14 protein-coding genes and 1 pseudogene are annotated in these 18,155 nt (G+C 60.9%); 13 read left to right on the forward strand and 2 right to left on the reverse strand.

The annotated features are described in order from the left end of the window. Window positions 1-200: 200 nt before the first annotated feature. The 11 genes and pseudogenes from REH34_RS12480 (at window position 201) to REH34_RS12525 (ending at window position 13,377) form a co-directional block, all read left to right on the forward strand. Window positions 201-1,721 carry an aldehyde dehydrogenase family protein gene (locus REH34_RS12480; protein WP_226506285.1) on the forward strand — a complete coding sequence of 507 codons (1,521 nt, stop codon included), beginning with the start codon at window positions 201-203 and terminating at the stop codon, window positions 1,719-1,721. Window positions 1,722-1,986: 265 nt separating this feature from the next. After that, a complete protein-coding gene (locus tag REH34_RS12485) occupies window positions 1,987-2,445 on the forward strand; it encodes an N-acetyltransferase (RefSeq protein WP_226506284.1) in 459 nt (152 codons plus the stop codon). Between the two features lie 178 nt (window positions 2,446-2,623). Continuing rightward, window positions 2,624-3,268, forward strand: a complete 645-nt coding sequence (locus REH34_RS12490) for a DedA family protein (protein WP_311971796.1) — start codon at window positions 2,624-2,626, stop codon at window positions 3,266-3,268. Window positions 3,269-3,272: 4 nt separating this feature from the next. Beyond that, window positions 3,273-4,091 carry a zinc-dependent peptidase gene (locus REH34_RS12495; protein ID WP_311971797.1) on the forward strand — a complete coding sequence of 273 codons (819 nt, stop codon included), beginning with the start codon at window positions 3,273-3,275 and terminating at the stop codon, window positions 4,089-4,091. 287 nt (window positions 4,092-4,378) lie between these two features. Next, on the forward strand, window positions 4,379-4,906 hold the full coding sequence (gene ppa / locus REH34_RS12500; protein ID WP_049860823.1) for an inorganic diphosphatase: 528 nt from the start codon (window positions 4,379-4,381) through the stop codon (window positions 4,904-4,906). A 316-nt stretch (window positions 4,907-5,222) separates the two neighbouring features. Next, on the forward strand, window positions 5,223-6,077 hold the full coding sequence (locus REH34_RS12505) for a hypothetical protein (RefSeq protein WP_311971798.1): 855 nt from the start codon (window positions 5,223-5,225) through the stop codon (window positions 6,075-6,077). A gap of 166 nt (window positions 6,078-6,243) precedes the next feature. Continuing rightward, window positions 6,244-7,218: an alpha/beta hydrolase gene (locus REH34_RS12510; protein ID WP_311971799.1), complete on the forward strand. Its 975-nt coding sequence runs from the start codon at window positions 6,244-6,246 to the stop codon at window positions 7,216-7,218. A 182-nt stretch (window positions 7,219-7,400) separates the two neighbouring features. Then, a pseudogene (locus REH34_RS30200) lies at window positions 7,401-8,183 on the forward strand (MCP four helix bundle domain-containing protein); the annotation flags it as partial. Continuing rightward, a complete protein-coding gene (locus REH34_RS30205; protein WP_409373323.1) occupies window positions 8,178-9,041 on the forward strand; it encodes a methyl-accepting chemotaxis protein in 864 nt (287 codons plus the stop codon). The pseudogene REH34_RS30200 and the gene REH34_RS30205, both read left to right, overlap by 6 nt. Before the next feature lie 160 nt (window positions 9,042-9,201). Continuing rightward, entirely contained in the window at window positions 9,202-11,043 is a 1,842-nt protein-coding gene (locus REH34_RS12520; protein WP_226506279.1) for an ATP-binding protein, read from the forward strand. A gap of 33 nt (window positions 11,044-11,076) precedes the next feature. Then, a complete protein-coding gene (locus REH34_RS12525) occupies window positions 11,077-13,377 on the forward strand; it encodes a bacterial transcriptional activator domain-containing protein (protein ID WP_311971801.1) in 2,301 nt (766 codons plus the stop codon). A gap of 14 nt (window positions 13,378-13,391) precedes the next feature. On the opposite strand, the gene REH34_RS12530 is transcribed toward REH34_RS12525, so the two are convergent. Further along, window positions 13,392-15,557: a M48 family metallopeptidase gene (locus REH34_RS12530; protein ID WP_311971802.1), complete on the reverse strand. Its 2,166-nt coding sequence runs from the start codon at window positions 15,555-15,557 to the stop codon at window positions 13,392-13,394. Window positions 15,558-15,733: 176 nt separating this feature from the next. Next, a complete protein-coding gene (glsB, locus tag REH34_RS12535) occupies window positions 15,734-16,642 on the reverse strand; it encodes a glutaminase B (RefSeq protein ID WP_226506276.1) in 909 nt (302 codons plus the stop codon). 363 nt (window positions 16,643-17,005) lie between these two features. On the opposite strand from glsB, the gene REH34_RS12540 reads away from it, so the two are divergent. Next, window positions 17,006-17,248 carry an exodeoxyribonuclease VII small subunit gene (locus tag REH34_RS12540; RefSeq protein ID WP_226506275.1) on the forward strand — a complete coding sequence of 81 codons (243 nt, stop codon included), beginning with the start codon at window positions 17,006-17,008 and terminating at the stop codon, window positions 17,246-17,248. Beyond that, entirely contained in the window at window positions 17,245-18,135 is an 891-nt protein-coding gene (gene ispA, locus REH34_RS12545; RefSeq protein ID WP_226506274.1) for a (2E,6E)-farnesyl diphosphate synthase, read from the forward strand. Before REH34_RS12540 ends, ispA begins: the two co-directional genes overlap by 4 nt. Window positions 18,136-18,155: the final 20 nt, after the last annotated feature.

The following is an 18,155-nucleotide window of genomic DNA, read 5'->3' on the forward strand; positions in this document are numbered from 1 at the left end:
CAGACCTCGCTACATCAGTTCGACTTTGTAGCGAGGAAGCTGCGCGTGCGACGGTTAAAAAGCCCTCCCTGATTCAACCGTAATACCCGGCAACCTATGCTTTAGGCGTAGACGCGAGCACGCCCCCTGCCTTTGCTCTAAGCTCAATTGGCCGCCCCACGCGAGCTCTCCCCCAATAACTAATAGTCAGGAGATACCCTATGCGTTACGCCCATCCTGGTACCGAAGGCGCCAAGGTCGCCTACAAAAGCCGCTATGGCAATTACATCGGCGGCGAATTCGTTGCCCCGGTCAAAGGTCAATATTTCACCAACAGCTCGCCCGTCAACGGCCAGCCTATCGCCGAATTCCCTCGTTCCACTGCCGAAGACATCGACAAAGCCCTCGACGCCGCCCACGCCGCGGCTGACGCGTGGGGCAGCACCTCGGTGCAGGCACGCTCCCTGACCCTGTTGAAAATCGCCGACCGTATCGAACAGAATCTCGAACTGCTGGCCATCACCGAGACCTGGGACAACGGCAAGGCCATCCGCGAAACCCTCAACGCCGACATCCCCCTGGCCGCTGATCACTTCCGCTACTTTGCCGGCTGTCTGCGCGCTCAGGAAGGCAGTGCCGCCGAAATCGACGGCAACACCGTGGCTTACCATATCCACGAACCGCTCGGCGTAGTCGGGCAGATCATCCCGTGGAACTTCCCTATTCTCATGGCCGCCTGGAAACTCGCACCCGCCCTGGCTGCTGGCAACTGCGTGGTGCTCAAGCCCGCCGAACAAACACCGCTGGGCATCACCGTGCTGATGGAAGTGATCGGCGACCTGCTGCCGCCCGGCGTGCTCAACGTGGTGCAAGGCTTCGGCAAAGAAGCCGGTGAGGCCCTCGCCACCAGCAAGCGTATCGCCAAGATCGCCTTCACCGGCTCTACCCCGGTGGGCTCGCACATCATGAAGTGCGCGGCGGAAAACATTATCCCGTCGACCGTGGAATTGGGCGGCAAGTCGCCGAACATCTTCTTCGAAGACATCATGAACGCTGAACAAAGCTTTATCGAAAAGGCCGCGGAAGGCCTGGTGCTGGCGTTCTTCAACCAGGGTGAAGTCTGCACTTGTCCATCCCGCGCGCTGGTGCAGGAGTCCATCTACCCAGCCTTCATGAAAGAAGTGATGAAAAAGGTCGAGCAGATCAAGCGCGGCGACCCGCTCGATACCGAGACCATGGTCGGCGCCCAGGCCTCCGAGCAGCAGTTTGACAAGATCCTCTCGTACCTCGAGATCGCCAAGAACGAGGGCGCCGAGTTGCTGACCGGTGGCAAGGTGCAAAAACTCGAAGGCAGCCTGTCGACCGGCTATTACATCCAGCCGACCCTGCTCAAGGGCCACAACAAGATGCGCGTGTTCCAGGAAGAGATCTTCGGCCCGGTGGTCAGCGTCACCACCTTCAAGGACGAAGCCGAAGCGCTGGCCATCGCCAACGACACCGAGTTCGGCCTCGGCGCCGGGGTGTGGACCCGCGATATCAACCGCGCCTGGCGGATGGGCCGCGGCATCAAGGCCGGCCGTGTCTGGACCAACTGCTACCACCTCTACCCCGCCCATGCGGCGTTTGGCGGTTACAAAAAGTCCGGTGTCGGCCGCGAAACCCATAAGATGATGCTCGATCATTACCAGCAGACCAAAAACCTGCTGGTGAGCTACGACGTCAATCCGTTGGGGTTCTTCTAATATCGACCGGAGGCCGCCAATGCCTCTGGGGCGGCCTCGGTAGATGTGTTGCGCTTACTGTCCCTTCGCGGGCAAGCCTTACTCCTACAGTTCACCTGTGAGAGCAAGGCTTGCCCGCGAAGACGCACTACCAGGCAAAGCAAATCCCCCAGATCGCCACCCATGGCACTCCTCGCCCCAATGCGGTATTAATTGCCAATCCACCTGCAGAGATATCCCTTACTGCCCGGTACCGGCCAATACCGATGACATCGCGAGGTTTGTTATGCGAATTATCCAAGCGTCTCTCGAACACCTGGACATGATTACCCCGCTTTTCGTCAAATACCGCGAGTTCTACGGTGAGCTGCCCTTCCCGGACTCTTCCCGCGCGTTCCTAGAAAAACGCCTGCGCCGCAAGGAATCGGTCATCTACCTGGCCTTGGCCGACAACGATGACAGCAAAATCCTCGGCTTCTGTCAGCTTTACCCTAGTTTCTCCTCGCTATCGCTCAAACGTGTGTGGATCCTCAATGACATCTACGTGGCAGAAGATGCGCGGCGCATGCTGGTGGCCGATCACCTGATGCGCACCGCGAAAAAGATGGCCAAAGAGACCCAGGCAGTACGTATGCGCGTGTCCACCAGCAGCAATAACGATGTAGCGCAGAAGGTGTACGAGTCGATCGGCTTTCGGGAAGATGCCGAGTTCAAGAACTACGTGCTGCCGATTTCCCAGGATTGACCTGATGCCTCCATCGACCGCTTACCTGGCACCCTTGAGGGAGCGATCTGCGCCAATGACGCGTCATATGAATCCTTCGGTAACGCTTTTGACGCTTTTCCCCATTTTCTCGCTCTATAATGCCGCCCACTTCTACCCTCTTGATCCGTAGTTTCGGACCCACACACAGGTAACGCGCATGGAACTCAGCCTACTCAACATCATTTTGCATCTCGATGTGTTCCTCAATGAGTTGGTCAACCAGTACGGCGTCTGGATCTACGCCATTCTCTTCCTGGTGATTTTCTGCGAGACGGGCCTGGTGGTAACGCCATTCCTGCCTGGCGACTCCCTGTTATTCATCGCCGGCGCCGTAGCCGCAGGCGGCGGTATGGACCCGATCCTGCTGGCGGTACTGCTGATGGCGGCTGCGATCCTCGGCGACAGCACCAATTACCTGATCGGCCGATTTGCCGGCGACAAATTGTTCCAGAACCCCAACTCGAAAATCTTCCGTCGCGACTATCTCGATCAGACGCACGCCTTCTACGAGCGCCACGGCGGCAAGACCGTCACCCTTGCGCGCTTCCTGCCGATCATCCGTACCTTCGCGCCGTTTGTGGCCGGGGTCGGCAAAATGTCCTATCCGCGCTTCCTCGGTTTCAGTGTGCTCGGCACGGTTTTCTGGGTATGCGGCTTGGTTGCCCTGGGCTATTTCTTCGGCAACGTGCCTTTCATCAAGAAAAACCTCACCTTGATGATTGTCGTCATCATCCTCATCTCGGCCCTGCCCATGATCATCGGCTTCATCCGCAGCCGCGTCAGCCCTACCGCCAAAGCCTGACGTCATGTGGTCCTGGCGCGCCTGGCGCAGGCGCAAAACCCTCGACAGGCACGCGCTGGCGCCTGAACTCTGGGCCGGCGTGCGCCAGGCGCTGTCGATGCTCGACGGCCTCGACAGCGTCCAGGATCAACGCCTGCAGGCACTGTGCATCCTGTTCCTGCGGGATAAACGCCTGACCGCCCTGCCCGGCGTCAATCTCGACGACCATGGTCGGCTGCTCCTCGCCGCCCAAGCCCAATTGCCGCTACTGGAACTGCCCGAGGCCGATTGGTACCGCGGCTTCCACGAGATTGTCCTCTACCCCGACGATTTCCTCAGCCCGCAACGCCACCGCGACGCCAGCGGCGTCGAACACGTATGGGAGGACGAGCGCAGCGGCGAAGCCTGGCAACAAGGCCCGATCATCCTCGCTTGGCCCGGCGTGCAAGCCAGCGGCGGCTGGGAAGGCTACAACCTGGTCATTCACGAGCTCGCGCACAAACTCGACATGCTCACCGGCGACGTCAACGGCCTGCCGCCTCTGCACAACAACATGCGTGTCGCCGCCTGGGCCAGCGCCATGCAAAGCGCCTATGACGACCTCAATCGCAAGCTCGAAGCTGATCCGGACGCGGAAACGGCCATCGATCCCTATGCCGCCGAAAATCCCGGGGAATTCTTTGCCGTCACCAGCGAATATTTTTTCAGCGCACCTGACCTGCTTCACGATGCCTACCCGCAGGTTTACGAACAGCTGAAACTCTTCTACCGCCAGGATCCACTGACGCGCCTGCAACAACTCCAAAGTAGCGACCCGCAATACCAGCAGCCCCAGCCGGCCTGAGCACCATTCAATCCAGACCCGTGCGGGATCTATGGTTTTGCACAAGCTGTGCCGGCCTCTTCGCGGGCACGCCATGCCCCCACCTGTCGCCAATCCCGAGCCGTATACCTGTGGGAGCACAGCTCGCTGGCGAAGGCGGCCTGACTGTCGTCATTGCCTGTATGCCTTACTCCGCGAGCGCTCTCGCCCGCCGACCATGGCAAGCCGCTGCGAATATGCCTATAATCCGGACCACTTTTTGGCTAAATCGGCCAATCCATCAGGCCTGACAACGGGGGCAACGCCCAATGAGCTACAGCAAGATTCCGGCTGGCAAAGATCTGCCGAACGACATCTACGTCGCGATCGAAATCCCGGCCAACCACGCGCCCATCAAGTACGAAATCGACAAAGACAGCGACACTCTGTTCGTCGACCGCTTCATGGCCACCCCGATGTTCTACCCGGCCAACTACGGCTTCATCCCCAACACCCTGGCCGACGACGGTGACCCCCTCGACGTGCTGGTCGTGACCCCGTACCCAGTGGCCCCAGGCTCGGTCATCCGTGCCCGTCCGGTCGGCATCCTGCACATGACCGACGACGGTGGCGGCGACGCCAAAGTCATCGCCGTACCGCACGACAAACTGTCGCAGCTGTACGTCGACGTGAAGGAATACACCGACCTGCCGCCGCTGCTGCTCGAGCAGATCAAGCACTTCTTCGAGAACTACAAGGATCTCGAGAAAGGCAAATGGGTGAAGATCGAAGGCTGGGGCGATGCTGACGCTGCCCGCGCTGAAATCACCAAGTCGGTGGCTGCCTACAAAGGCTGATCCGCACTGCGCGTGACCCAAAACCCCAGCCGATGTGCTGGGGTTTTTCGTTTCTGCTGGGCAACCGCACCCAATTTCAGTATCCTCTGCCCCACCTAAGGCAATCCTTCCCCAGGAAGTGCATTTGCCCGGCGCCACGGATGACTTTTTCGTGCACGCCCTCCACTACAGTCCCTGTACTGGTGGACTACCTGTTGAAGACGGTTGCGGTTTGCCAAAAACAGACCAAGACCGTCCCCGAGAAGCCGGCCACAAGCCGGCTTTTTAATGCCTGAAACACTGGATCTTTAGAACTAACCAAGGGAAGGGAATACCCATGTTAAAGGCCGCTATCAGCCAGATAAAGCTACCACAAGACCGAGGCAGCCTCCTTTCCATAGCAAAAGCAGCTGTCACACTATTATCGCTAGGCACAGCCCATTATGTCGGCTTCTTGATACACATACCATTTGAAATTTTATCTATAGTCTCGATAAAATTCTTGCCGCAATTTGTAGCAACATGCTCTTTCTATCTAACACTTTGCTATTTGACCGCTCGGATTTTTTCATTTGGGATATCACAGCTTTACTATTCAGCCAGCGCGCCTCTTGCTGGGTTCAGCATCGCCGCCAGTAAGTGGCTACCCAAGCGTCTAAAAAACGGGGCAAGACGTATACACAGAGAGACTCGCCCTACTGAAAAAATAATTTATTGGGCCGCCTTTTTATTCATACTTCCGTTTTTACTAAATTTCTCATACCTGAAATTTGAAAATGAAGAAATCGGAGGCCTAACCAAAACACTTTTCTTCAGCATTCTAGCTGCTATCATTTTCAAATCCGGTATCCTGATCAGAGGACCGAAACAAATTCGCCGAATAGTAGACAAACAAAGGATTGCACTCAGAAAACTGCTATTCCGAGACTACACTTACCTATTAGCTGGCATAGGCTTGGCGGTATGCTTTTATACGGGCATGTTACGGTATGACAAAATACTTGGCGAGGACAAGGTATTCTTGCGGATGGGGGAGTACTCTGGGAACGCGCACATGTTATTAAGCACTGACGATGCTCACCTGGTACTTGAAGACGACGACACCTCTCGCACCTATGTCTACCTGGCTGATGGCCTCATGGTAAAGCTCCAGCGGGCTGTAAATAAAAAATCCTTACCTACAGAAAAATAGCCATTGTCCACAAACATACTATGGAGCCGGCAAATTCTGGCTTGTAGATACGAGCTGTATCCTGTTCGAGTGCCGGACTTGGACTGCCAGCAGCATCAGCCGGAACCTAGCAGCTTGATCCATCCTCCATATCTATAGATCTCATCCTCACCACAGGACAAGAACAATGGATATCGAACAAGGCTGGTGTCGCGGCGAACGGGAACTGGCTCAAATACGCAGGATCAACAAAGCGCTCGCATGGGTGCCACGGTTTCGAGTCCGCAACCGCGTTACGCCGCTCGCGATCCAGGCGCTACTACGCGCCAGCCAGTTCGGTAGCCTGATCGAAACCGCCAAGCACGGGCTGCGCATCGAAACCAGTTCGGTTTTCCTGGACGGCTGCGTACCCGTGGCCGTGAGAATCATCAGGCCCGCCGGTAAAGCCAAAGGGCTGGTAATCGATATACACGGTGGCGGCTGGGTGATCGGCAATGCGCAGATGGATGATGATCGCAACGTGGCGATGGTCCAGGAATGCGGCGTCACGGTTGTATCGGTTGATTACCGGCTTGCGACATCAACACCGATCCAAGGAATGATGGACGACTGTCTGACGGCCACGCGCTACTTCCTGAGCGACAGCTGTAAAGAATTCGCTGACGTGCCGGTCATTATCGTTGGCGAATCTGCTGGGGGGCACTTGGCAGCTGCCACATTATCGGCGCTCAAGACCTGGCCAGAATTGCTGCGGCGCATAAGCGGCACGGTGCTGTTCTATGGTGTCTACGACATGGCTGGCACACCTAGTGTGCATGCCGCCGGGCCCGAAACGCTGGTATTGGACGGCCCTGGCATGGTCGAGGCGTTGCGCACGCTCACACCCGGATCAAGCGATGAAGAACGTCGGCAGCCACCGTTGTCACCGCTCTATGGCGACCTAGCGGACTTCCCGCCGGCACTGATGTTTGCCGGTGAGATTGACCCGCTGCTGGACGACACCGTCAATCTCGCTGATCGCTGGAAAGCGTCGGCAGATGTGGAGGTGTATGTATTGCCGGAATCGCCGCACGGGTTCATCCATTTCCCGACAGCCATGGCGGGCAGGGTCCTGGAATATAGTCGCGAGTGGATAACGCGCAGAATCGAAAACCCTAGCTGATCAGCAATCAAGGGATCCTTGGGTGAAGAGGGATCTCCCAGCACATCGGGCAACACCGACATTCCCCAGACAACCGGCGTTCAAGCCACGCCCGTTCAAGCCGATACCCAGCTACCAGACCCCCACTTTCATACATTGCTCGCACCTGCCCTCGCTGCGAGCAACCTCCCAGGACATGTCCGATGAATTGGCTTCGCGATGCAAAACTCTCCAGCAAACTGATCGCGGCTTTCGGGCTGTGTGCGCTCATCACCTTGGGTGTCGGCATACTCGGCAGCCGCGGCATATCGCAACTGTCTGACAACCTCAATTTAGTGTTCGCCAACAATCTGGTGTCGGTGGCGAAAACGGCGGAAGCCAAGAGCAACGCGATCGCCCAGCAGCGCGACCTATACAGCCTCATCGCCGCTACCGCTGGCGAAGCACCGCAAAGCACTAAGGACGCGATTCTGCAAAGCATGCAGGGCAACCGCGCCGCCAGCGAAAAGGCCTTCGCGATCTATCGCGCCACCCCGTTGGCTGACGACGAGCGCGCAGCCGGCGACAAGATGGAGAAAGACTGGCCGGCCTATCAAAACTCGGTGCAAAAGGTGATTACCGCATTGCAGGCAGGCGACCTGGTCGGTGCTCGCGCGCTGATTTCCGGGGAGGTACAACAAGGCTACCGAGTGATCATGGACGAGCTGACCATCATGGTCGAGTCCAACAACCGTCAGATCGGTGAGGGCGCCAGCGATGCTGCGGCCCAAGCCAGTTCGGCCAGGACGGCGCTGTATATCGGTATCGCCATCGCGTTCCTCGCGGCGCTGGCGCTGGGCATGCTGATCAACCGCATGATCAGCGGCCCGATCGCTGTGGCCGTGGAGAGCGCCAAGCGTATCGCCGGCGGCGACTTGACCCACAAGGTCAGTAGTCCAGCCAAGGATGAAACCGGGCAACTGTTGAACGCCTTGGGCGACATGCAAGGCAGCCTCAAATCCACCATCAATCAGATCGCCGAAGCCTCTAGCCAGCTTGCCTCTGCTGCCGAGGAACTCAACGCCGTGACCGAAGACGGCAGCCGCGGTTTGCTGCGTCAGAACGACGAGATCCAGCAGGCGGCCACGGCCGTCACCGAGATGACATCGGCGGTGGAAGAAGTCGCACGCAACGCGATGTCGACTTCCGAGGCGTCCAAGACCGCGAGCACCCAGGCCAGCAGCGGCCTTGGCCAGGCCCGCGACGCCGTCAAGGCGGTGAACAGCGCGACCGTCGAAATCAAGGCGTCGACCGACATCGTCGAGGACCTGGCGGTACAGGTCCGTGATATCGGCAAGGTGCTGGACGTGATCCGTGGCATCGCCGAACAGACCAACCTGCTGGCCCTTAACGCAGCTATCGAGGCGGCGCGTGCAGGTGAACAGGGCCGCGGCTTTGCCGTGGTCGCGGACGAGGTGCGGGCACTGGCGGCGCGCACTCAATCGTCCACGGGCGAGATCGAAAGCATGATCGGCGCCGTGCAATCGCGCGCCGATCAAGCGGTAGTGGCGATGGGCAAGAGTCAATCGTTGGTGACCAACACTCAGACACTCGCCATGGCGACCGGCGACGCGCTGGAAATGATCGCCGAGGGCATCGGCCAGATCAACGATCGCAATCTGGTCATCGCCAGCGCCTGCGAAGAGCAAGCCCACGTGGCCCGTGAAGTGGATCGCAACCTGGTCAACATTCAGGACTTGTCGACGCAGACCGCCGCAGGCGCCCATCAAACGTCGGCCTCGACCCAGGACCTGTCGCGTCTGGCCGTGTCGTTCAACCAGTTGGTCGGCCGCTTCAAATTGTAAGCCAGCGTGTATCGAGGCGGGTCCGACAGTTTATCGGACCCGCGTCTCCCTTCCGGGCGCAGCCCACCTCTGCACTTCTGTGGCAAAATCCCCCTCCTCAATCCGCTTGCCTGGGCCGTGCCCCGAGCAAAGCGCACCCGTCAATAACGTCAGGATCGACATGAACCCTATTGACCCGACCCCTTCCGAGCCCGCGCAAATCCGTCGCGCAGGCGTCGACCTCTCCGGCGTCATGTCGGTGCTCAGCAAACACCTCTACTCCACGCCCATGGTGGCGCTGCGCGAGCTGGTGCAGAACGCCCACGACTCGATCCTGCGCCGCCGCCACGAGCAACCCGGCTGGCAAGGCCAGAGCCGCATCGAGGTGCTTGGCGACAGCAGCGCCAACACGGTGCGGATCATTGATACCGGGGCCGGGCTGACCGAGTCCGAGATCCACAACTTCCTCGCCACCGTGGGCGTCAGCTATACCCGCACGCTGCGCCAGGACGGCCCGGACGACAGCGGCCTGATCGGCATGTTCGGCCTGGGCTTTCTGTCGGCCTTCGTGCTGGCCAAGCGCGTCACCGTGCGCACAACGTCGTACCAGACGCCCGATCTGGGTTTCGTCTACGTCTCGACCAACGCCGAGCAATACAGCGTCAGCGCCATGCCGGCACGGCCAGTCGGTACCGAGATCATCCTCGAACTGCAGGATGATTTCGGCATGCTGACGCGCACCGCCCACCTTCGGGAAATCCTCGAGCGCTATTGCGTGCTGCTGCGCGAACCGATTCATGTCGGCGAGGACGGCAAGGCGATCAACCCGGCACCGCCGCCATGGCGAGACGAGACTGCTGCAACGCTGATGCCGCAGTTGCAGGTGCGCCGCAACCTGGAGTTCGCCGCGCGTTTCGAGCACAACTTCGAGCCGATCTGCTGCATGCCCGTGCGCCCCGAGGGGGCCAGCGATGCGGTGGGCCTGCTGTGGGTGCAGGACGGCGGCACCTATGGCACCACCGACAACCGCAATCTGTCGGTGTTCCTGCGTGGCATGTTGCTCGACGACGATGCCCGCGACCTGCTGCCGCCTTGGGCTGGCTTTATCGGCGGAGTGATCGAATCCAACCGCCTGACGCCGACCGCCAGCCGCGAGGACTTGCAGCGCGACACCCATTACCACGCCATCCAGCACACCTTGAGCGAAGCACTGATCGACGGCCTGGTGGCGTTGGGCAAGACCCAACCACAAGCCTGGCGCCGCGTGCTCGTGCGTCACAACGAGGCGCTGCTGGGCGCCTGTTTGAGCGACGAGCGGCTGTTCGGCTTGCTGATGGACAGCGTCAAAGTACCGACCTCGCAAGGCGATCTGCCGGCCAGCGAGTTGCTGTTCAAAGGCGCGCTGTACGTGATCCTCGACAACGAAAGCGGCTTCGAAGAGATGCTGTTCCGTGCCATGGGCGCACCGGTGGCCTTGGGCAATCGTTATGCGGTGGTGCCGTTCTTGCGGCGTTGGGCGGAGGCGCGCAAGGTGCGCTTGATCGAACTGGGTACCGAGCAGGGTAACCGTCAGCTGTTCCAACTGGCCGAGCTCGACGAGCCCGCCCGTCAATGGCTGCACGACCATCTGGCCAACGAAGAACGCCTGGTGATCGCCCGTTTCAGCCCGGCCGAATTGCCGTTGGTGGTGGTGCCCGATCACGAGGCGCAGCTCAAGCAACGCCTGGAGCAGGACCAGAACGACAAGCGGGTCTCGACCTCGGCCCTGCGCCTGGCGCGGCAGTTCACCCAGAAAGTCGACGCCACGTACCTGACCAAGCTGTACTTGAACCTCGACAACCCGGCCATTCAGGCGTTGATCCAGGCCGCACAGAATGACAATCCACGCGCCGGGCACGCCGCCCAGTTGCTCAAGGCCTTCAAGGTGATTATCGCCGGGCAAGGCAATGGCCCGGCCGGCCCCTCGTTGAACCAGGCACTGATAGACCTGGCCGAGACGGTGCAACAACTGCTGCATAAATAACCGCGATCAGCCAAGAGACAGGGAAGAACCATCATGAACATTTGGGCCTGGGTAGAAAAACTTCAGGACGATCTGCGTGACGCAGGCCAAGGGCAAAGCGCAGACAGCATCAACCAGTTGACCAATTACGTCTCCGAACTTGAGGTCGAACGCGCCGAGGCGCTGCTGCCCGAGGTCAAGGCGATCAACAAGACGCTGGCCAATCCGTGGCTGGACGTATTTACCCGGCACTGGGAAATGCGCAACCGCCTGGGCAACCAGATGGAGGGCGAAACTGCCCTGGCGGACGCCGTGTCGCTGTTCGAGGCCGCGCACCGCGAGAACACCATCGATTGTCCGCAATCGGTGTGCGTGACCCAGGATCTGGCAACCTGCTACGCCAACATCGACGGCCCGGGCTGGGTGCCGGAGCGCATTGAAGTGTGCGAAGAGACCATGACCCGCATCGATCCGAGCTGGGCCTGCTACCAGTGCCTTTCGGTGGAAAAAGGCGAGGCCTTGCTCGATGCCAAGCGCTACGACGACGTGCTGGCCTACATGGACGAGCAGGAACAAAAGATCATCGATGCCGGCGAAGAGGACTTTGGCGGCCTGGCGGAAGTCCGCGTCCACGCCCTCTTGGCCATGGGGCGCCCGGCCGATGCCTTGTTGCTGATCGAGGCGCTGGAGGCCAAGGCCGACGGCCCGGAATGGAAGAACACCACCCAGCCGCGGGACTTGGCCAAGGCACTGGCACTGGTCGGCCTGGGTCGGGACGACGAAGCCATGGAGCTGGTTCCGGCGTACAACGAGATCGCCCCGCGCTATCGCAAGAACTGGGTACGTATCGTCTACGAGCTGGTGCAGCGCGCGCCGGAGCGCAATACCTGGGGCCTGGGCAGCACGGTCTACCGCACGCTGCTGCAGTACTCGCGCCAGGGCACCCACCGGTTGGTCATCGACCTGACTGAACCGGCGGTGCGCCTGGCGGTGCAACGGGGCTCGGCCTGGAGCGCTCGGCGCCATCTGGCGCTGGCCCTGCCCCACGTGGACAAGCTCAAGGCCGACTGCGGCGCCAGCGCCCTGCTGGCTGAACTCTCGGCCTTGGTGGACGCCATGCCCGATCAGGACACCTTGCCAGTGCCGGCTGACGAGCTGTTGACCTGGCTCGACCGCGAAGACCCTGAGCGCCCACCGCGCGACCCGGAAGTCGAAGTCCAATGGTTGCTGCGCGCCCTGCAACAACGCCCCGATGATGTCGCCCTGCTGGAAAACACCGCGAGTGCGTTGCAGGCCTGTTCGGCGGAAGAACAAGGCATCGCGCTGCTGTGGGATTACGTGCGCGAACACACCGAGCAGGAAGACCGCATGGCCTATTACCTGCTCGGCCAACTGCTGGACAGCGGCGAGCATGAACAGGTCAAACGCCTGATCCAGCTCTATCGCCCCACCGTACCGCTGACCGCGCTGTGGTGCGAGGCCCGGATGGCCGAGCGCTTGAGCGATTGGCCGGAACTGGAACGCGCCTGTCGTGGGGTGCTGGCACTGGACCCCGAGCGTCATGGTGCCCGCGACATGCTCGCCCGTGCCTTGATGAAGCAAGAGCGTTTCGCCGAGGCCACGCTGTGCTACCACCAATTGGTCGAAGTGCTCGAGCAACCGGGCCCGACGCTGTGGGACCTGATGACTGCGGCCAGTTGCGCCGAAGACTGGGCCAGCGTACGCGAGGTGGCACAGCGGCTGGAGATGGAGCTGTCGAGCCAGCAGGGGCCGATCGAAGAAGACTGGGGCTGGGCCATCGTGCGCTTTGTCGAGAACGGCGAGGCGGTCGACTACTACGCCCGCCGTACCGGCCCGGTGACCGCGCGGATCGTCGAAAACGCTTACCACAAGCATGCGCAGCACGTGGGTGATCGGGTCGTGTTCGATGCCTCGATGCTGTTTCAGCCGCCTGAGGATGAGCAGGAGCGCGAGCGTTTCGTGCCCACCTATCTGATGGTTCACGTGCTTGAAAAAGGCGGCTTTGGCCCGAGCTGGCTGGTAGACGGAGTGCATCCCGGCGATGCCGCGTTCGGGGCATTGCGCGAGCAGATCGAAGCGAAAGGCTGGCAATTGTGGGTGCACAGCAACAGCGACTATCAGCTCAGCGACGGCGAGCAGACTGATCAGGCGCCGCTACCGGGGATGTATTTCACGGTAGCGATTCCCGCGCACTTGCCCGCCGCCGACCTGCACGAGACCTTGCGGGCCGCTACGGCGCAGTGGCCCCATCAGCTGTGCTGGCTGCATTTGGCCGAGCACTGCCAGGTGGATACCCAGCCCCATCATCAAGTGATCGAACGCTATTCGCTCTGACTCGCCCGGGGGCGTCAAACGCCCCCTTCGAACCGCTGTTGCAACAGGTGCCGGGCGTTGCCGGCGTTCAGGTAGGTGCCAATCAGTTCTGCCAGTGCTTGCGCCTTGAGCTTCTTGCCGTCACGACGCACCTGCATCAACTGCAACTGCACCGCGCGCTTTCGCTTCAGCAGCTTGGCATTCGGGGCGAAGTACGAGCTGGATACGCGCTCTGGTAGCGGTGCGTCGCCTTCCAGGTAGAGGGTCAGCACCACGCCCTGACCATCGGTAATCCCGAAGTCGGCGATGTGCCGAATGGCTATCGGTGCCTTGAAGTTGTTGAAGACCAGGTGCTCAGGCGTCAGCAACAGTGCCGGCATGTCCGCGCGCTTGATCATACGCAGCGAGATCACCATCAGAATCGACATAAGGCCGATCAGGCCCAGGCCACATAGCATCAACAGCGGCTTTTTATCTTGCACCAGGTCCGGTCGGGCCACTGTGAAAGCCAGCAGGCCAATGCCCAGCAGCAGGAACACACTCAAGAACACCATCGAGAAGATGCCCCGTGTGCGGGCGCCTTCGTGCAATTTGACATCGTCCACCGCCGTGCTGGCGTAGGTGCGCAGTTCGTCGACGACTTCGGCATCACGCGCGACGTAATGCTCTAGAAAATCCTGGGTGAGACCTAGGCGCAACGCTTGCGGATCGCTGAAGTAGTAATCCATTGCGGCGCACGCATGCAGTGCGTCCATGGCCCGGGTGCCACGGCGTACCGCTTCGTCAGCGCTGATCTGCAAGGCAGCGACGCGCTCGCCGTTGGAGGGGTGTGTGTCGGAGGGGTGCGGCAACTGCGCGGCCAGTTCTTCGGCGGGCAGGCTGAAGGTTTGCGCGGCCAGTTCGTGAAGCACGCTGGTGGCCAGATCATGGGGCACCAGCCGGTCTGCCGTGGGCCGGGTCGCCCGACCGAGGTGCTCGCCGATGCGCTCATGCAGCAGTGGATCGACTGCGGAGATTCGCACCAGCGCCGAGGCGGCAGCGGCATTGCCGGCCAGCCTCGCACCGGCGGCATCGGCGGCGAGTTCGCGGCTGCGGCTCCAGTGATTGACCGCGTGATGGAAGCTTTCCATGAAGTAGATGCCGAGCATGAACGCCGGGCGCAGGATCGTGCGCTGCAACAGGTCGCTGGCGTTCATGGTCTCGGCTATCACCCCGAGGCTGCGGCCAATTCCGTCATAGATTGGCAAAAAACGCAGGCTGTACTCGGTATCGGCGCCGGCGAAGTGCGCCAGTTCGTGGCCGATCACGGCGCTGGTCTCTGCGCTGTCGAGCACGCCCAGATACATCAGCGGGATATGCAAGGTGCGGCCCTTGAGCACGGTATTTGACGGTATCAGCTGGAGGTCGCTGGACGTCACGTAAAAGCCTTCGGTCATGCCCAGCACAATGTGCTCCGGAGCGAGGGCCCCCAGCTGTTTGGCCAGGTCGTCGACGTACGCCCAGAGCACCGGCGCTTGCTCAACAGTGATGGCGCGGCCGAGAACATCCATGGCTGTCGGTTCGAACATGCGCAGCATGACGCGCAGCTGCTTGCCCATCTCCCAGATCGAGTACAGGCATACCAGCACCACTACCAGTGCCGCGAGCATCAACTTGATTTCACCGGCAGAAATACGCCCGGCATGCCAGATGCCCAGCGCTTCGTAGGCAAGGATCGCCGCCACCGCCGCACCCATCGCGATGATATGGCCGACCAACACGTAGGGCAGGACACGGCTGACGCGGGTAAAGGTGCGCAGCAGCTGATCGCGCGATTGCCGCGCGCGGGATCCCGCGATACCGAGGCCGAGCAAGCCAAGGACGCCGACCAGCGTGGCCAGCGCACCGAGCACAATGACACCCTTGGCCAGGCCGCGCATGACTTCGCTAAGCGGCCCAAGGGTGCGCAGATCACCTTCAGCCTGCGCGACGCGAGACAGCGCCACCATGACGCCCACGCTTTCACCGTCGAGATCGACGACCGCGACAGCACCCCGCTTGGCGGCCAAGGCTTCGAGTTGCGGGCGGATTTCCTGCAGGGCGGATTGGGTTTCGGCCAACTCAGCGGCACGATCCGCACTGCGCTGCAGCTCCCAGGTGCCGAACAAGCCGAGGGCGACGGGCAGCAGAATCAGTACAGCAATAAGCTTCAAGGTTTTCATAAGCAGGGACCGACAAGTGCATCGCCGCTGGCTGTCCTTAGCGAGCACAGACTCCATTTGACAGAGGCCCGAAGGCTTCTGCGTGCCTGCGCGACGGGTCGCGCAGGCGGCGTTATACGCCGATCCATTACAAAATGTAACCTATACGGGAGTTTTACCGCCCCGCCTCGGGCAGGTCAGAACACCGACCAGCCGATCCGCTCACTGAGCAGTTCCAGCGCAGCCATACCGGCCAGGGAGTTGCCAGCGGCATTGAGCTCCGGTGACCATACGCACACGGTGAAGCGCCCCGGGACCACCGCGACGATCCCGCCGCCTACGCCACTCTTGCCCGGCAAGCCGACCCGGTAGGCGAAATTGCCGGCCTCGTCATACAGACCGCTGGTGGCCATGATCGAGTTGACCTGCTTGGTCTGGCGCGCCGTCAATATCTGCTCACCGCTGTGCTTGCAGAAGCCCTCGTTGGCGAGGAAGCAAAAAGCTTTGGCCAAGTCCAGGCAACTCATCTGCAGTGCGCAATAACTGAAGTAACTGCGCAGCACAGCTTCTACTTCGTTATGGAAGTTGCCGAACGACTTCATCAAGTACGCCATGGCGGCATTGCGCGAGCGGAATTGATATTCGGAGTCGGCAACTTTGCTGTCGATCAATACCTGCGGGTTGCCCGACAGCCGCCGCACAAAATCACGCATCGACAAGGTCGGCGCGGCAAAACGTGACTGGTTGATGTCGCAAATCACCAAGGCGCCGGCATTGATGAAGGGATTGCGCGGCCGTCCGCGCTCGAATTCCAGCTGCACCAGCGAGTTGAATGGCTGCCCCGAAGGTTCGTGCCCGAGGCGCTCCCAAATGGCCTCCCCGGAATGTCCGATGGCCTGCACCAGGCTGAACACCTTGGAAATACTCTGCACCGAGAACAGCGTTTGCGCGTCACCTGCGCAATAGTAAGTCCCGTCATTGCCATACACGGCAATACCCAGTTGCTGCGCCGGCACGTCGGCCAGCGCGGGGATGTAATCGGCCACTTTGCCCTGTCCGATCAAAGGACGCACTTCGTCGAGAATCTCGTTCAACAGCGTTTGCATGAAAGGCCCTGTCGTCAGTCCCCGACGGCAGCGGGGGTTAGCAGTCTTGACGAATACTGACAGCAGGGCATCACAGTTTCGAGGGGAAAAACGCTGAGCGACCGGATCGGGAACCGCGTTAGGCGGGTGCTACCATTTCCTCGAATGACTGGGCCGTAAAGAGCCGTGTGCTCAGCACATCGAGTTGTCGTTGGTCCTGCGCGGTATCGGTGGTAGTGGAGAAGTGATGATCGGGGAATATCTCGACCGCTCTTGAATGGCCAGAATACTGGTCGAAAATCCGTTTTCATGCGCCGTGCATTTGCCCGCGAGCCCCCGCTCTGCTAGTGTCGCGCCGGTTGAAAACCTATCGAGATAGCCGCCATGGCCCGAAAAAAAGCTTCCGTGGATTTCGAGCAATCGCTCACGGACCTGCAAACGCTGGTCGAGCGCCTGGAAAACGGCGAGCTGTCGCTGGAAGACTCTCTGACCGCCTTCGAACAGGGCATCCGCCTGACCCGCGAGTGCCAAGGCGCATTGGCTCAGGCTGAACAGAAAGTGCAACTGCTGCTCGAACGCGACGGAGAATTGGTCGAAGAAGCCCTCGACGAGGACCCCGCCGAATGATCGAGCGCTATCAGGACGTCTGCCAGCAACGCGTCAATGCCGCGCTGGACACCCTGTTCGCCGCACCTGCGCCGCAGCTCGAACGCCTTTACGCGGCCATGCGCTACAGCGTGATGAACGGCGGCAAGCGTGTGCGCCCCCTGCTGGTGTACGCCAGCTGCGAGGCCTTTGGCAGCGCTGCCGAAGACGCCAACGGCGCCGCGTGCGCCGTGGAGCTGATCCACGCCTATTCGCTGGTGCATGACGATTTGCCGGCCATGGACGATGACGATCTGCGCCGCGGCCAGCCAACCACGCACAAGGCATTCGATGAAGCCTGCGCGATCCTGGCGGGCGACGGCTTGCAGAGCATGGCCTTCAGCGCCTTGCTCGACATCCAGCTGAGCCCCAAGGCCAGCGATGCCACGCGCCTGGAAATGGTCCGTACCCTGGCCCTGGCCGCCGGCCCTGCCGGGATGGTCGGCGGCCAGGCGATCGACCTTGGCTCCGTGGGCCTCAAGCTCGACCAGACCGCCCTCGCCTACATGCATCGTCACAAGACCGGCGCGCTGATCGAAGCCAGCGTGCGCCTCGGCGCCCTGGCCAGTGGCCGCGCCGAAAAGGACGAACTCAAGGCCCTGCAGGTGTACGCGCAGGCCGTTGGCCTGGCGTTCCAGGTGCAGGACGACATTCTCGACGTCGAGAGCGATACCGAGACCCTGGGCAAACGCCAGGGCGCCGATATCGCCCGCGACAAACCGACCTACCCTGCGTTGCTCGGGATGGAGGCTGCCAAAGCCTACGCCCTGGAGCTGCGCGACCAGGCTTTGCACGCGCTGCGCCCTTTTGGCGCCGCTGCCGAGCCGCTGCGCGACCTGGCACGCTATATCGTCGACCGTCGCAGCTAAGCCACCTTTTGCTAGCTGCA

Source organism: Pseudomonas baltica (genome assembly GCF_031880315.1).
In the GTDB taxonomy this organism is placed as follows: Bacteria; Pseudomonadota; Gammaproteobacteria; order Pseudomonadales; family Pseudomonadaceae; genus Aquipseudomonas.

What these genes read in the sequence shown, in the direction of transcription:
- REH34_RS30205 (WP_409373323.1), top strand. Translation starts at nt 8,178, where the DNA reads ATGCAAGGCAGCCTCAAATCCACCATCAATCAGATCGCCGAAGCCTCT.
- REH34_RS12530 (WP_311971802.1), bottom strand. Translation starts at nt 15,557, where the DNA reads ATGAAAACCTTGAAGCTTATTGCTGTACTGATTCTGCTGCCCGTCGCC.
- REH34_RS12480 (WP_226506285.1), top strand. Translation starts at nt 201, where the DNA reads ATGCGTTACGCCCATCCTGGTACCGAAGGCGCCAAGGTCGCCTACAAA.
- REH34_RS12510 (WP_311971799.1), top strand. Translation starts at nt 6,244, where the DNA reads ATGGATATCGAACAAGGCTGGTGTCGCGGCGAACGGGAACTGGCTCAA.
- REH34_RS12540 (WP_226506275.1), top strand. Translation starts at nt 17,006, where the DNA reads ATGGCCCGAAAAAAAGCTTCCGTGGATTTCGAGCAATCGCTCACGGAC.
- glsB (WP_226506276.1), bottom strand. Translation starts at nt 16,642, where the DNA reads ATGCAAACGCTGTTGAACGAGATTCTCGACGAAGTGCGTCCTTTGATC.
- REH34_RS12505 (WP_311971798.1), top strand. Translation starts at nt 5,223, where the DNA reads ATGTTAAAGGCCGCTATCAGCCAGATAAAGCTACCACAAGACCGAGGC.
- REH34_RS12485 (WP_226506284.1), top strand. Translation starts at nt 1,987, where the DNA reads ATGCGAATTATCCAAGCGTCTCTCGAACACCTGGACATGATTACCCCG.
- ppa (WP_049860823.1), top strand. Translation starts at nt 4,379, where the DNA reads ATGAGCTACAGCAAGATTCCGGCTGGCAAAGATCTGCCGAACGACATC.
- ispA (WP_226506274.1), top strand. Translation starts at nt 17,245, where the DNA reads ATGATCGAGCGCTATCAGGACGTCTGCCAGCAACGCGTCAATGCCGCG.
- REH34_RS12495 (WP_311971797.1), top strand. Translation starts at nt 3,273, where the DNA reads ATGTGGTCCTGGCGCGCCTGGCGCAGGCGCAAAACCCTCGACAGGCAC.
- REH34_RS12490 (WP_311971796.1), top strand. Translation starts at nt 2,624, where the DNA reads ATGGAACTCAGCCTACTCAACATCATTTTGCATCTCGATGTGTTCCTC.
- REH34_RS12525 (WP_311971801.1), top strand. Translation starts at nt 11,077, where the DNA reads ATGAACATTTGGGCCTGGGTAGAAAAACTTCAGGACGATCTGCGTGAC.
- REH34_RS12520 (WP_226506279.1), top strand. Translation starts at nt 9,202, where the DNA reads ATGAACCCTATTGACCCGACCCCTTCCGAGCCCGCGCAAATCCGTCGC.